Source organism: Pseudomonas yangonensis, assembly GCF_009932725.1.
GTDB lineage: Bacteria > Pseudomonadota > Gammaproteobacteria > Pseudomonadales > Pseudomonadaceae > Aquipseudomonas > Aquipseudomonas yangonensis.
Map to the genome: position 1 here is coordinate 1 of NZ_BLJU01000014.1, position 12,427 is coordinate 12,427.

The following is a 12,427-nucleotide window of genomic DNA, read 5'->3' on the forward strand; positions in this document are numbered from 1 at the left end:
TGGTGCGCCTTCGCGAGCAGAGCTCGCTCCTACCTGTTAAAGGCGCGATGCGCCGAAAGCTAAATGCGGCGCCCCTCCGAGAAATTGGGTGGGCGACAAAAGGGGGGGTTATGGTTATCAATAAAAAGGCCACCTTCGGGTGGCCTTTGGTGTTCTGAGGCTGATCAATCGCCGCGGTATTCGCAGCCGCTGGTGCAGGTTTCGTGGATGCGTACCCGCGACAGTTCCGGCAGCAGTGGTTTGACCTGCTGCCAGATCCACTTGGCCAGCACTTCGCTGGTGGGGTTTTCCAGGCCGGGGATGTCGTTCAGGTAGTTGTGGTCGAGCTGCTCGTAGATCGGCTTGAAGATCGCCTTGATTTCGGAGAAGTCGCGAATCCAGCCTGTATAGGGGTCGACTTCACCTTCGATATAGATGGCGACTCGGAATGAGTGGCCATGCAGGCGGCCGCATTTGTGACCTTCCGGTACGTGGGGCAGGCGGTGGGCCGCCTCGAAGATGAACTCTTTGAACAATTCCACTGAACAACGCTCGCGTAGAAGATAGCGCCTAGCTGGCGAGAGGTGCGCAGTTTATCAGGTCTGATCCCAATAGCCGTCTTATCACCCGCTCTACGAGAGCATCAAAGTGGCTGCAAGCGTTCGCCCAGGCGGCCGCTTTCGACCAGTTCGAGAAATTCGTCGCCGAGTCGGGCGCTCTCGGCCATGGCCTGACGCCAATAGCGCTCGCGGCCGTCATCATTGCCCAGATAGCGCTTGAAGTCGGTGCGATCCGGCAGTTTCCCGTGGGGCAGGCGAGCAAGGTATTCCCGCGAGGGCGCGACTAGTACGGCATTCTGCAGGCGGGTGCGGTCGCCACGGCGCCAGGGCATGCTCTTGTCGAACCAGCCAGGTATCACGCGATCAGTGAAGTGCGGATAGAGGACTATATCGTTGCCGTCGTAGGGCAGGTCAAGGTGGTAGTCGAGCAGGCCGCCATCGCGATAGGCGCCTGGCTCCAGCCCCGGTATTTCGCGAATCGCTTCCATCACCATGGGAATCGAGCCTGATGCCAGTAGGGCATGGCGCAGGTTCTCCGCGGTCAGCGCGTGGAAGTGCGAACGGAAGTCGCTGAGCTGCGCCAAAGGTGGTGTCTGCCGCGCATCATGCAGGATCACCCGATCGAAATGTCGACCCAGGCGTTGTCGGGCCAGCAAGTTGTTGCCTATCACCGATGACAGGCCGAGGCTCAGTTTGCCGCGATGATCGTGCTGTAGCAGGCCATGGCTTTTGACCACGACGATATGCAGGCGATAGTGCGGGTTGGCGATGATGGCTGCGTCCTGGTCGGCGAGCAGCTCGTTGAGCATCTGCCGGCAACTGCCCGATACGTCTGCCATGCTCACGCCTTTGGCGAAACGCTGAGAGGTATATAGCTCGCCGAGCCGTCGAATGCCCGCGGCCGGATCGGGCAGACAGGCGCTGGCGAAGCGCCAGGAACCAATGGAGGCACCGATCAGGGCACGCTCGCGTGGTGCCCGGGGCAGCCAGTCAGCAAACAGTGCGAGATCCAGTCCCTGAATACCGATTCCCTTGGGGCCGCCTGCCGCGCCAGGCAGGATGCCAACGTCTGCCGGGCTCAAGCCATCCCGACGAATTCGTGCCAAGGCTCTGGGGCCGGCCTTGAGTGTCAGGGCAGGGGATTTGATATGGATCGCGCTCATCGATGCCTCCTTTCGAACAGGCGATTATAGAGCGCTGATTGAGCAGGCCAAGCCACTTCACGCGGTGAATGACGCAAGTGAATTCAGCTTGAATTAAGTGCCTGGGCCTAGAGTGGGAGTCACTGATTCACTGCTGGAGAACCCCATGAAACGATTGCTCAGCCTCGCGGCACTTGCCACCCTTGTCAGCGCCGCTACCATTGCCCAGGCGCGTGATCTCGGCCCGGACGAAGCCATGCGTCTACGCGATGCCGGTACCATCAAGTCCTTCGAACAACTCAATGAAGCCGCCCTGGCTCAGCACCCAGGCGCGCGCATCGAAGAAACCGAGCTGGAAGATGAATATGGCCGCTATGTCTATCAGATGGAACTGCGCGACGCTCAAGGCGTGAAATGGGACCTGGAGCTGGACGCCAGCACTGGGGAAATTCTCAAGAACCACCAGGATGATTGATGAAGTTTCAACGTACCACCGCGCTATTGCTGGTTCTGGCCTGCGGTCTTGCCAGCGTGCCAGGCATTGCGCGTGACCTCGACCAGGACGAGGCCCTGCGCTTGCGTCGCGAGGGTGTCATCATGCCGTTCGAGCAACTGATGCAGCACGTCGGCAAGGCTTATCCGGGCTCCACGCTGCTGGAGGCGGAGCTGGAAGAAGAGGATGGTGTGCTGGTCTATGAAGTCGAGATCCTGACCACCTCGGGCGTGGTGCGCGAACTCGAACTGGACGCCCGCAACGGCAATATTCTGAAGGACGAGGAAGACGACTGATGCGCCTGCTGCTGGTGGAAGACCATGTACCCCTGGCCGACGAACTGACCGCCAGCCTGATTCGCCAGGGTTACGCCGTGGATTGGCTGGCCGATGGTCGTGACGCGGCCTATCAGGGGGCGAGCGAGCCTTATGACCTGATCATTCTCGACCTCGGCTTGCCGGGCAAGCCGGGCCTGGAGGTGCTGCAGGAATGGCGCGCTGGTGGCTTGGCCACGCCAGTGCTGGTGCTCACCGCTCGCGGCTCGTGGGCCGAACGCATCGAGGGACTGAAGGCCGGCGCCGATGACTATCTGACCAAACCCTTCCACCCCGAGGAGCTGGCTCTGCGCATCCAGGCGTTGTTGCGTCGTGCCCATGGCCTGGCCAACCAGCCGCAGCTGGAAGCCGCCGGTCTGCAATTGGACGAAAGCCGCCAGTGCGTGACGTCGGGCGGCGAGGCCATTGATCTGACCGCTGCCGAGTTTCGCCTTCTGCGCTATTTCATGCTGCATCCCGGCCAAATCCTCTCCAAAAGCCATCTCGCTGACCATCTCTACGACGGAGAGACCGAGCGCGACTCCAACGTCATCGAGGTACACGTCAATCGTCTGCGCGGCAAGCTCGGGCGCAACGTGATCGAAACCCGCCGTGGGCAGGGCTACCGCTTTACCGGAGAGCAGGGTTGAGATCCATTCAGCGTCGGCTCGGTATTGGCCTGGCCGCGACGCTGCTGCTGGCCGGACTGGTTCTCGCGCAGGCCAGTCTCTGGGTATTCGACCGCGGCCTGCGTGCTTATCTGGAAGAAGATCTGCGCGATGAAGCACAGGGACTGCTGGCAGCGCTGGTACGCGGGCCTTCAGGTCTGCAACTGGACGAGCGACGCCTCGATCCCTCGTTCCAGCGGCAATTCTCCGGGCATTACTTTCGTATCGATTTTTCCGACCGGAGCTGGCGTTCGCGCTCGCTGTGGGATCGTGAATTGCTCAAGCCCAATGGCACAGGTATGCAGGCCGAATTGGGCGACGGCCCGCAGGGCCAGCTGCTTTTGATCTATCGCGCCGATTACCGTCGCTATGGCGAGAACCTTTCGATCAGCGTGGCACAGGACTACCAACCGATACTGCAGAGCTTTCGCCGTATGCAGTGGGTCGGTCTCGGCCTGGGAGGTGCCGCATTACTGCTGATCCTGGTGGCGCAGCGTTACACCGTGCGCCGGGCGTTGCGCCCGCTGGAGCAAGTGCGTCAGCAGATCGTGCAATTGCAGCAGGGCCGACGTACCGAGCTGGATGCCGAGGTGCCCGAGGAACTGGAATCGCTGGTGGCGCAGATCAACCACCTGTTGGCGCATACCGAAGACACGCTCAAGCGCTCGCGTAATGCGTTGGGCAACCTCGGCCATGCGCTGAAAACCCCGTTGGCGGTGCTGATCAGTCTGGCCGGCCGTGAGGAGATGGGCGCCCATCCGACGTTGCGCGCTAGCATGCGCGAGCAATTGGAGCAGATCGAGCAACGTCTGAGCCGCGAGCTTGGGCGTGCGCGTCTGGCCGGCGAGGTACTGCCTGGGGCGCGTTTCGATTGCGCCCAGGAGTTGCCGGGACTGTTCGCCACCCTGTCGATGATTCATGACCGTGGCCTGAGCCTGGATTGGCAGGCGCCTGCGGGGCTGGTTCTGCCGCGTGACCGTGAGGACTTGCTGGAGCTGCTCGGCAACCTGCTGGACAACGCCTGCAAATGGGCCGATCAGCGCGTGCAACTGACGGTAGAGGAGAGCGCCGACGGCTATCGCCTATACGTCGATGACGACGGCCCCGGCATCGATGCCGAACGCCGTGAGGCCGTGCTTGGCCGCGGCACTCGCCTGGACGAACAGGTGGCGGGCCATGGTCTGGGGCTGGGTATCGTGCGCGATATCATCGAGGCGTGGACCGGCCGTATCGAATTGCAGGACAGCCCGTTGGGCGGGCTGCGGGTGCTGGTCAGCCTTCCTCGTCGTTGAGCTTCAGGCTCACGCCAGGCGATTCGGCGCCTGACGTGCAACAGCGTTCAGCTCCTCATCCATCTCTATGGTGCTATTACATTCCGTTGGCGAATGCCGGATTGTCGAGGCTGATGGCGGCGCGTACCGGCTGCAGGGCGTGGGCATAACGCACCAATATGTCGAGCGCATAGTCGATGCGTGCGCGGATTCGCTCGTCGGCTTCATCCACCGGTTGCGGACCGTTCAGCACCTTCTCGACCTGACGCACGATCAGATGCTCCGGCAGGTAGCACAGGCGGCAGTTCTTGTAACTGGAGGCGCGCAGCTCACCGATGGGATAGGCGCCGCCGATTCCGGAGGAAACGCCAACCAACAGGCCGGGTTTATGGCCGAGCTCGGCCTTGCTGGCGTAGATGAAGAAATTCTTGATGGCCGGACAGGCCATGCCGTTCCACTCCGGAGCGATGATCACTACCGCGTCCGCTGCCGCCAATTGCTGCTGATACATGGACCAGGGGCCGGCATCTTCGGCCGGCCAGAGCGGCAGCGGGGCGAGGCCCAGATCGATGATGCTGCTGGTGCCCTGAGTGGTTTGCCCCATCTCGATCAGGCGCTGACGCAGTACGCGGGCGACCTTTCCCGATTGGCTGTTGTTACGACTGGAGCCGGCGACCAAGGCGATATTGAGCATGCTACTTCCCCAAAAAAGAACGCAGGCTAGGCGATTGCCTGCCTGCGCCGCAAGGGAAGTGCTGCCAGATCAGGGATGATTTGGCGTCAAACGCGGAACTGATCCATCAGGCTCTGCTGGTGATTGGCCAGCCGGTTAAGGTTCTGGCTCACCTGTGCCGATTCGTCAGCCTGGGCGGTGATGGCTTCGGTGACGTCGCGAATCGATGCAACGTTGCGGTTGATCTCCTCGGCCACCGAGCTCTGCTCCTCCGCGGCGCTGGCGATTTGCAGGTTCATCTCGGTAATGGTGCTGACCGCCTGGCTGATTCGCTGCAGCGCGGCCACGGCCTGTTGTACCTGTTCGACACTGCCCTGGGCCTGGCGATGGCTGCTGTGCATGGTGCTGACCACTTCGCGGGTGCCGTTTTGCAGGCCTTCGATGACCTGGCGAATTTCCTCGACCGAATCCTGGGTGCGTTTGGCCAGGTTGCGCACTTCGTCGGCGACCACGGCGAAGCCCCGGCCGGCTTCACCGGCGCGGGCAGCCTCAATGGCGGCATTGAGGGCGAGGAGGTTGGTCTGCTCGGCAATCGAGCGAATAACCTCGAGCACCGAGCCGATCTGCTCACTGCTACTGGCCAGGCCTTCGACTTCCTGCATGGCTACGTTCATTTCATTGGCGAGCAGGTCGATGGTGCTGGTGGTGCGGTCGATCACCTGCAGGCCCTCGCGACTGGCCAGGTCGGCATTGCGTGCCGCTTCTGCAGCTTGTGCGGCGTTGTGCGCGACGTCCTGCGCAGTGGCACTCATTTCCTGGAACGCGGTCGCCACCTGGTCGACCTCGCGGTACTGCTGCTGCATGCCGGCGCTGGTCTGGCTGGCAATGGCAGCGGATTTGTCGGCGGTGCCACGCGCGTCGATCACACTGCTCTTCACATCGGCGATGATCGGCTGAAGTTTGTCGAGGAAGCGGTTGAACCAGCCGGCCAGCTCGCCCAGTTCGTCCTGCCTGGCGTACTGCAGGCGGCGGGTCAGGTCGCCTTCGCCGCTGGCGATATCCTTGAGCATGGCGGCTACGCCGAGAATCGGTCGCGTCACCCCGCGCGCCGTCAGCCACATCAGTACGAGCCCGGCCAAACCGGCGACAAGACCCATCACCAGCGCCGCGAGGCTGTCGCTAGCGCGGTTCGCATCCAGTTGAGCGCCCAGTTTGGTCGCGCGCTCGAGCAGGACGCTCTGAGGAACTTCAAGCAGAACTGTCCAGGGCTTGGACTCGGGAATCGGCTTGAAGGGACTCAGCTCGCGGAGCATGTCGCCATGCTTCAACTCGGCAGCACTGCCGCTTTGAATGAGGCCACGCAGTTCGCTGGCATGATCACGGAATGGTTGCTCGACCGGTTGACTCAGCAAGCTACCGTCACGGCTATGCCCGGCGAGCAAGGCGCCGGGGCTGAAAATGCTGACGTGTCCTTGTCCGTTGTACAGCTCGCTGTTGGCCTCCTGGCTGATCTGCTGCAGGCTGGCCAGGCTGATATCCACGCCCATCACGCCGATAATCTTGCCTTCGAGCTCCAGCGGGAAAGCGATGCTGGTCATCAACGTCCTTTGGCCGTCGACGTCGTCGTAATACGGTTCCAGTACGCAGGGCTGGCGCGTTTCGCGCGGGCAGGTGTACCAGGCGTTATAAGCAACGCCATTGGTACCGGGCGTGGTGTCGCCGAGCAGCTCTTCGTTCATCACCTCGGCTTCCAGTTGGCCGGCCGTAGGCTGCGCCCAGTACAGGGCGAAGCGTCCGCGGTCATTGCTACCGAGGTCGGGTTGGTCGGCGAACAGCTCATCCTTGCCATCCAGGGCGTTGGGCTCAAATACCAGATACAGGCCGAGCAGATCCGGATTGGCTTCCAGGCTGCTGCGCACTTGCCGGTTCAAGTCTTCACGCAGATCGAACGCATCGAGAAAACGTTTCTCGGCCTGTTCGCGCAGGAACAGGATCTGCCGAGAAAATCCCTTGCCGTACTGATAGGCGTCCATGAAGTAGCGCTGGATACGGATCGCCTGCAATTCGCTGCGTGCTTTCAGGCGCAGCGTCGCGCTTTCTTCCAGCATGCTGGAGCTGGCCTCGCGCACCAGGCTGGCGCTACGGCTGGACTGATACTGCGAGGCACCCACCAACAGCGTGACGATGGCGAGCAGGCAGAGGCCGGCGAGCAATGTGATCTTCCATTGGATCGAAAGACGGCTGAACAGCATGGTGTGTTCCTTTCTATATGGCTGATACGGTTATCGGTGCGCGGGGCGCTTTCTTGATAGAAAGAATCTTGCTCGGGATTATGCACGGATTGATCTGGATTCTGAACGATCGCTCTTTTTGACAGGATAGTTCGCATACGGCACAGTACGCGGCTTTTTGCGCCGGCCCTGCTGGCGCCGTGCAGGTGGGTTATTTATGAATGCTGTAATAGCCGCGGTCGGCATCATGCTCGTCCTGAGCCTCTGCCGCGTACACGTGGTAGTGGCGCTGATTGTCGGAGCCCTGGTGGGTGGGCTGCTTGGCGGTCTGGGTGTCGAGGGAACGCTGCAGGCGTTCAATCAGGGGCTTGGCGGCGGGGCGACGGTCGCCTTGTCCTACGCGCTGCTCGGCGCTTTCGCTGTGGCCATCGCCAAGTCCGGTCTGGCGCATGCGCTGGCGGACAGGGCGCTGACGCTGGTCGAAAGGCAGCAGGCAGGTGCCGGTAGTGCGCTGAAATGGTTACTGATCGTCCTGCTACTGGCGGTCGCCATCTCCTCGCAGAATCTGTTGCCGATCCATATCGCCTTCATTCCGTTGCTGGTCCCGCCGCTGCTCTACGTGCTGAGCAAGTTGCAGCTGGACCGCCGCCTGATCGCCTGTGTACTGACCTTCGGTCTGATTACCCCCTACATGTTCCTGCCGGTAGGTTTTGGCGGCATCTTCCTCAACGAAATCCTGCTGGCCAATGTGGCCAAGTCCGGTGTCGACGTTACGGGCGTCAGCATCGCTCAGGCCATGGCCATTCCGGCGCTGGGCATGCTCTTCGGTCTGCTCGTCGCGGTACTGTTCAGCTATCGTGGCAAACGGGTCTATGACCTGGAAAAAGTTGCGCAGAGCGAACAGCTGGATGCGCAGTACAACCCATTGAGCCTGTTGGTAGCGGGGCTGGCCGTTGCCGCAGCGTTCATTGTGCAGCTATGGCTGGATTCGATGATCATCGGCGCGCTGGCCGGTTTCGTGATTTTTTCGGTCTCCGGCGTGGTGCGCTGGAAGGAGGCCGATGGCCTGTTCACCGAAGGCATGAAAATGATGGCCATGATCGGTTTCATCATGATCGCGGCCTCCGGCTTTGCCGAAGTCATGAAGACCACCGGTGAGGTCAACTCGCTGGTCGACAGCGCGGCAGCTCTGATCGGCCATAACAAGGCAGTCGGCGCGCTGCTGATGTTGCTGGTCGGACTGCTGGTGACCATGGGGATCGGGTCTTCATTTTCGACCATCCCGATTATCGCGGCGATCTTCGTGCCGCTCGGTGTACAGCTGGGTTTCAGCCCGCTGGCCATCGTTTGCATCGTTGGCACCGCCGGCGCTCTGGGCGATGCCGGTTCGCCCGCTTCGGACTCGACCCTGGGGCCGACCTCAGGGCTCAATGCCGACGGTCAGCACAATCACATCTGGGACAGCGTGGTGCCCACCTTCCTGCACTACAACCTGCCGCTGCTGGCGTTCGGTTGGGCGGCCGCTATGCTCCTGTAATGACGTGAATGCGCCGGGTTAAGTTCTCGGCGCCTTGGGTCGCTTAATTCTTCCACGGGGCTGCCGATATATCGGTAGCCCCGTTTTTGGCTCTGTATAACAAGGACAACAAGAATGCGCCTCACATTGAAAACCAAGGTGATACTGCTTGCGCTGGTTCCGGTCATCCTCTTCGCGCTGGTGCTCAGCGGTACGGCGGCAAGGGTGTTGCAAAGCCTGGCTGCCGATGAAGTGGCCGAGACGCGTGAGCGCCTGCTGCAGGAAAAGCGCAGCGAGCTCGAGCACTACATGCAGATCGCCCTTGGCTCGGTGAAGGGGCTTTACGATGGGGCAGCGCAGGGCGACATGGCCAGTCGCGAACAGGCCATCGCCATCCTCTCCAAGATCAAATATGGCGCCGACGGCTATTTCTTCGGCCACGACTCCAACGTGGTGCGCCTGTTTCGTGGCGATAGCCCCGTGGACGTTGGCAAAAGCCTGGCCGACCGTCGCGACCCGAACGGGGTGTACATCAACCGCGAACTGGTCAACGTGGCGAAGAACAACAGCTACTTCGTCAATTATTCCTCGCCACTACCGGGCAATGAATCGGTAATGGTGCCCAAGCTTGCCTACAGCTATTACCTGCCGAAGTGGGATATGGCGATTGGCACTGCGCTTAATCTCGACGGCGTCGAAGCGGGGATCAGGGAGGTTGAAGAGGATATCGACGAGCGCATCGGCACCATCATCACCAGCATCATGGTCGTGGCAGCGATTCTGCTGCTGGTGTTCGGTGTGATCGGCGTGTGGGTGGGCAATGCCTTTCTGCGTCCGCTGCAACAGATCAAGGCCAATCTCGATGATATTGCCGCAGGAGAGGGTGACCTCACCCGGCGTTTGCCGGTCACCAGTCAGGACGAGCTGGGTGAGTTGGCTGGCTCCTTCAACCGCTTCGTCGAGAAGATCCATGATCTGGTGCGGCAGATCGTCGACATGACCGGGCAGTTGACCAGCCTGGTAGGGCAGGTCGCGGAGCAGGCGCAGCGCTCTGAGCAAGCCATGGCGCAGCAGCGTCACGAAACCGACCAGGTGGCCACGGCGATCAATGAAATGTCGGCAGCCGCCCACGAAGTGGCGAAGAGCGCGCAGAATGCAGCCGAAGCCGCGCAGCAAACCGATCGCGAGGGCCAGGCTGCGAAGAGCGTGGTCGACGGCAGCATCCAGCGCATTCACTCCCTGGTCGATGACATTCGCAGCAGTGGCGTCTCACTCGACAGTCTGCAACAGGACGTGCAGTCGATCGTCAGCGTGCTCGATGTGATCCGCTCCATCGCCGAGCAAACCAACCTTCTGGCGCTCAATGCGGCCATCGAAGCGGCTCGCGCCGGCGAGGCCGGGCGTGGTTTCGCCGTGGTCGCCGATGAAGTGCGTGCGCTGGCCAGCCGTACCCAGCAGAGCACTCAGGAAATTCAGGGCATGATCGACCGCCTGCAGAAGGGCACGCTTGAGTCGGTGACCTCGATGCGTCGCTCCAGCGATGCCGGTGAGCTGACCAGCGAGCAGGCCAACAAGGCCGGCGAATCGCTCGATGCCATCGCCCAGCTGATCGCCACCATCAATGCCATGAACGCGCAGATCGCCAGCGCCGCCGAGGAGCAGACCGCGGTGGCCGAGGAGATCAACCGCAGCGTGCACCAGATCGCGGTGGCCGTAGACAGCGTCGCCGATGAAACCGAGCGCGGCGCGCAGACCGCACGCAGCCTCGCCGGCCTCGGCGATCGCCTCGGGGCGCTGGTGCGTCAGTTCCGCATCTGAGTCAGAGCGGGAACCTCCAGCGGCTGAACCCGTCGCTGAGCTGCTCGATCCAGGCGCGGACCGCCGGCGACATGCCTCGCCGATGTGTATAGGCCAACTGGATGTGGCCCTCCGGCACCGTCCAGTTCGGTAGTAGCGCTACCAGGCGACCGTCGGCCAGTTCCTCGTGACAGTGCGTGGTGGGCAGCAGGGTAATGCCCACGCCTGCCAGCGCTGCCGACTTGCGAATGGGAAAGTCGTCTACGGCCAGGCGCGCGTCCAGGGCAACCTCGCGCGACTCCCGCGTCGTGTTGTGCTCAAAGCGCAGATGAATGCGCCGATCCGCGCTGATGGCGCCCAGGGCGGGGAGCTGTTGCAGGTCTTCCGGCTGCTCCAGGCGCAGCCCCGCGACCAACTCCGGATGCGCGACCACATTGGCGCGCGCCGGTAACAGGCGTCGGGTGATGAGCCCGGGTTCTTCATCATCGACGTTACGCACGCGCAGAGCGACATCCACCGCCTCGTTGAGCAGGTCAATGCGACGTGTGGTCTGCACCACTTCCAGCTGCACCCTGGGATAGCGAGTCAGAAATTCGTTGATCAGGTCCGGCAGTATGGCCACGCCAGGGGGCGTGGAAAAACGTATTCGACCACGCGGCTCGCTGGTCAGGTTGGTCACGGTTTCCTCGGCCTGTTCGGCTTCCAGCAACATTGCCTGGCAATGGCGCAGGTAGCGCTCGCCGATATCGGTCAGCGCCAGTTTGCGTGTCGAGCGCTGCAGCAGGCGTGCGCCCAGGCGTTGTTCCAGTTCGGCGATGCGCCGTGACAGGCGTGACTTCGGTATGCCCAGCAGCCGCCCGGCTGCGGCAAAACCACCGGCTTCCACCACCTTGGCGAAGTAGAACAGGTCGTTGAGGTCTTGCATTTCACTGTCCTATGGGTGGGACGAAGCATCGCATTTTCGCCATCTTATCGCTTATTGGGCTCATGGATAGTATCGCCTCCATTGTGCCGCCACACTCCGGAGATAAGCCATGAAACTACTGCACCTCGATTCCAGCATCCTGGGCGATGCATCCGCTTCCCGTCAGCTCAGCCGCGCCGTGGTCGAGGCCTGGAGCGCTGCCGTTCCCGATGCCCAAGTGACCTACCGCGACCTGGCCAGCGATGCGCTGAGCCACCTTTCCGCCGCCAGTCTGATCGCGGCCGGTACACCGGCTGAACTGCGTGACGCCGCGCAAAGGCATGAAACCGAATTGGCCGAGCGCACCCTGGAAGAGTTCCTGGCTGCCGATGCCATCGTGATCGGTGCGCCGATGTACAACTTCGCCATTCCCAGCCAGCTCAAGGCCTGGATCGACCGTATTGCGGTGGCCGGCAAGACTTTCAGCTACAGCGAAAATGGTCCGGTAGGGCTGGCGGGTGGCAAGACCGTGGTGATCGCATCCAGCGCCGGTGGCATTCATGCCGGCCTGCCGTCCGGTCAGGCCCATGAGGACTATCTGGTTCGCGTGCTGAACTTCCTCGGCATCGACGACATCGAGATCGTCCGCGCCGAAGGCCTGGCCTATGGCGAAGAGCCGCGCGCCGAAGCCATGAAGGGCGCAGCGCAGCGCATCTCCGAGCTGTTCGCCACTGCCTGAGCGGAACGCTGAAACAACAAAGCCCGCGAAAGCGTAATGCTGTTCACATAAGAAAGGGTCGAACGCAATCAGTCCCCTCGCCCCTCTGGGGAGAGGGTTAGGGAGAGGGGGAAATGGCAGTTCCGCGGTGTTTTCGGCCC

General features: G+C 61.9%; 12 protein-coding genes and 1 pseudogene. 7 read left to right on the forward strand and 6 right to left on the reverse strand.

The genetic code is table 11. The features are described from left to right. Positions 1-164: 164 nt before the first annotated feature. Positions 165-521 carry a 6-carboxytetrahydropterin synthase QueD gene (gene queD / locus GYB81_RS15885; protein ID WP_003461315.1) on the reverse strand — a complete coding sequence of 119 codons (357 nt, stop codon included), beginning with the start codon at positions 519-521 and terminating at the stop codon, positions 165-167. 101 nt (positions 522-622) lie between these two features. Beyond that, on the reverse strand, positions 623-1,702 hold the full coding sequence (locus GYB81_RS15890; RefSeq protein WP_161867950.1) for a patatin-like phospholipase domain-containing protein: 1,080 nt from the start codon (positions 1,700-1,702) through the stop codon (positions 623-625). 145 nt (positions 1,703-1,847) lie between these two features. Here GYB81_RS15890 and GYB81_RS15895 point away from each other — a divergent pair, with 145 nt between their 5' ends. Genes GYB81_RS15895 through GYB81_RS15910 form a run of 4 tightly spaced genes read left to right on the forward strand, consistent with a single transcriptional unit; the run spans position 1,848 to position 4,448 of the window. Beyond that, positions 1,848-2,156 carry a PepSY domain-containing protein gene (locus GYB81_RS15895; protein WP_161867951.1) on the forward strand — a complete coding sequence of 103 codons (309 nt, stop codon included), beginning with the start codon at positions 1,848-1,850 and terminating at the stop codon, positions 2,154-2,156. Further along, positions 2,156-2,470 carry a PepSY domain-containing protein gene (locus GYB81_RS15900; protein WP_161867952.1) on the forward strand — a complete coding sequence of 105 codons (315 nt, stop codon included), beginning with the start codon at positions 2,156-2,158 and terminating at the stop codon, positions 2,468-2,470. The genes GYB81_RS15895 and GYB81_RS15900 overlap by 1 nt, the downstream gene beginning before the upstream one ends. Further along, positions 2,470-3,138 (forward strand): response regulator transcription factor, encoded by a 669-nt coding sequence (locus GYB81_RS15905; protein WP_161867953.1) that lies wholly within the window; start codon positions 2,470-2,472, stop codon positions 3,136-3,138. Before GYB81_RS15900 ends, GYB81_RS15905 begins: the two co-directional genes overlap by 1 nt. Further along, the gene (locus GYB81_RS15910; RefSeq protein ID WP_161867954.1) at positions 3,135-4,448 is read left to right on the forward strand and encodes an ATP-binding protein; all 1,314 of its coding nucleotides are present in this window, start codon (positions 3,135-3,137) and stop codon (positions 4,446-4,448) included. The genes GYB81_RS15905 and GYB81_RS15910 overlap by 4 nt, the downstream gene beginning before the upstream one ends. Before the next feature lie 76 nt (positions 4,449-4,524). Here the strand turns inward: GYB81_RS15910 and GYB81_RS15915 are convergent, their stop codons facing one another. The 3 genes and pseudogenes from GYB81_RS15915 to GYB81_RS25245 form a co-directional block, all read right to left on the reverse strand. Further along, positions 4,525-5,121, reverse strand: coding sequence for an NADPH-dependent FMN reductase (locus GYB81_RS15915; RefSeq protein WP_161867955.1), 597 nt, complete (start codon positions 5,119-5,121; stop codon positions 4,525-4,527). Positions 5,122-5,207: 86 nt separating this feature from the next. Further along, a complete protein-coding gene (locus tag GYB81_RS25240; RefSeq protein ID WP_438810714.1) occupies positions 5,208-5,963 on the reverse strand; it encodes a methyl-accepting chemotaxis protein in 756 nt (251 codons plus the stop codon). A gap of 102 nt (positions 5,964-6,065) precedes the next feature. Then, a pseudogene (locus GYB81_RS25245) lies at positions 6,066-7,352 on the reverse strand (PDC sensor domain-containing protein); the annotation flags it as partial. Between the two features lie 196 nt (positions 7,353-7,548). On the opposite strand from GYB81_RS25245, the gene GYB81_RS15925 reads away from it, so the two are divergent. Both GYB81_RS15925 and ctpM read left to right on the forward strand, forming a co-directional pair. Continuing rightward, positions 7,549-8,868 (forward strand): Na+/H+ antiporter family protein, encoded by a 1,320-nt coding sequence (locus tag GYB81_RS15925; RefSeq protein WP_161867957.1) that lies wholly within the window; start codon positions 7,549-7,551, stop codon positions 8,866-8,868. A gap of 114 nt (positions 8,869-8,982) precedes the next feature. Further along, positions 8,983-10,665 (forward strand): methyl-accepting chemotaxis protein CtpM, encoded by a 1,683-nt coding sequence (ctpM, locus tag GYB81_RS15930; RefSeq protein WP_161867958.1) that lies wholly within the window; start codon positions 8,983-8,985, stop codon positions 10,663-10,665. Position 10,666: 1 nt separating this feature from the next. Here ctpM and GYB81_RS15935 read toward each other — a convergent pair whose 3' ends face one another. Beyond that, complete coding sequence (locus GYB81_RS15935) at positions 10,667-11,569, reverse strand: LysR substrate-binding domain-containing protein (protein WP_161867959.1); 903 nt, start codon at positions 11,567-11,569, stop codon at positions 10,667-10,669. Positions 11,570-11,678: 109 nt separating this feature from the next. On the opposite strand from GYB81_RS15935, the gene GYB81_RS15940 reads away from it, so the two are divergent. Then, on the forward strand, positions 11,679-12,287 hold the full coding sequence (locus GYB81_RS15940; protein WP_161867960.1) for an FMN-dependent NADH-azoreductase: 609 nt from the start codon (positions 11,679-11,681) through the stop codon (positions 12,285-12,287). Positions 12,288-12,427 lie beyond the last annotated feature (140 nt).